Source organism: Bartonella sp. AP3QHHD (assembly GCF_042195765.1).
Taxonomy (GTDB): Bacteria; Pseudomonadota; Alphaproteobacteria; order Rhizobiales; family Rhizobiaceae; genus Bartonella.
Genome location: NZ_JBHIPC010000069.1, coordinates 1 through 1,178, shown reverse-complemented (window position 1 = coordinate 1,178; position 1,178 = coordinate 1). Strand labels below are relative to the sequence as shown.

Here is a 1,178-nt window from a genome sequence, read left to right as displayed (position 1 = left end):
TGTTGGTTCTGCTTTTAATGCTGTTGATACTTCTATCACGAATATCCAAAATCAGATTACGAATGCGACAAAAAATAGCCTTGTTAAGCAGGAAGGAGATGCAGGTACTATTACCATAGGTAAGGCAACAGGGGGTACAGAAATTAATGTTGCAAACAAATCTGGTGAAGCTCGTACAATTTCTGGTGTGAAGGCAGCTGTGAATGGTAATGAAGCTGTTAACAAAGCTCAGCTTGATAAAAGTATAGAGAAGATTTCTAATGATATTAATCTTACAAGTGCTGCTGCAGTTCTCTATGATAAAGAAAACGATACCGTTAATTATAATAGCATAACTTTGGGTGGTGATAAGACTACAGCACCCGTTTCCCTCCATAATGTTAAAGATGGGAAAATTGCTGAAGATTCGCATGATGCGATCAATGGTAGGCAGATTGAAAAAATATCTGGAGATGTAGCAAACATTTTGGGTGGGAATGCGGAATTTAGCGACGGTATTTTGTTCGGTCCGCTCTATCATTTATCGCGCATTTCTGAAGATGGCGTAGCAGTATCTAAAGACCATAATAATGTTGGTGACGCTTTGACAGGGCTTGATGACAATATCAACAATGTGAATAGCCGCTTAACACATGTAACAAATGAATTTACTCAGAAAATTGAGGGTGTTTCTAAAGATTCTCTATTGTGGAGTAATGATGAGCAGGCATTTGTAGCACAGCATGGAGCAGACAAAGAAAATAGCAAAATTAAGTTTCTTGCTAATGGAGACATTTCTGAAGATTCAACCGATGCAGTGAATGGTTCGCAGCTCTTTGCTACTAATCAGAATGTTAACACTGTTACAAATAATCTGACAACAATTGCTAAAAATATATCAAAGTATTTTGGTGGTGGTGCAGATGTATCTAACGGTAAGGCTCCCACTTATACAATTCAGGGTAATTCTCATAATAATGTTGGTTCTGCTTTTAATGCTGTTGATACTTCTATCACGAATATCCAAAATCAGATTGCGAATGCGACAAAAAATAGCCTCGTTAAGCAGGAGGAAAATGAAGGTACTATCACCATAGGTAAGGAAACAGGAGGTTCTATAATTAATATTGCAAATAATGCAGGCAACGATAGGACAATTTCTGGTGTGAAGGCAGCTGTGAATGGTAATGAAGCTGTTA

General features: G+C 37.7%; 1 pseudogene. It reads left to right on the top strand.

The window, feature by feature from the left end:
• Positions 1-1,178: pseudogene (locus tag ACFIL7_RS04220) on the top strand (hypothetical protein); the annotation flags it as partial.